1 protein-coding gene is annotated in these 323 nt (G+C 43.3%); it reads right to left on the bottom strand.

The window, feature by feature from the left end:
• Positions 1-323, bottom strand: a 323-nt coding sequence (locus tag B9T16_RS29650) for a GGDEF domain-containing protein (protein ID WP_410246490.1), incomplete at both ends; no start/stop codon positions are given.

Below are 323 nucleotides of genomic sequence, written 5' to 3'. Positions count from 1 at the left end.
CGTTGGCTTCATATAGCCCTAAATCTGCGGCTTTTATCAGTTCATCTAAACTCTTATTTATCGGGTTGGTAGTCACCACTCCTAAGCTAATACTACAGTTGATATATTCATGACCATAACTCTGATAATATACCGCAGTATTCGCTACCTCTAGCCGGAGAGAGTTGGCGCGTTTATCAGCCATTGCGGCGGTACAGTTCGGCAAAAATATTAAAAACTCTTCTCCTCCCCAACGACCGATTAAATCCTTGGGGTGCAGTTGTGATTTGAGGATACGCGCTACCTCCTGTAAAACCAAATCCCCTACATCATGACCATAGTTA

The sequence above is a fragment of the Arthrospira sp. PCC 8006 genome (assembly GCF_046480465.1).
GTDB classification, from domain to species: domain Bacteria; phylum Cyanobacteriota; class Cyanobacteriia; order Cyanobacteriales; family Microcoleaceae; genus Limnospira; species Limnospira platensis.
The sequence above is the reverse complement of the archived record's forward strand: the minus strand, read 5'-3'. Positions and strand labels throughout refer to the sequence as shown.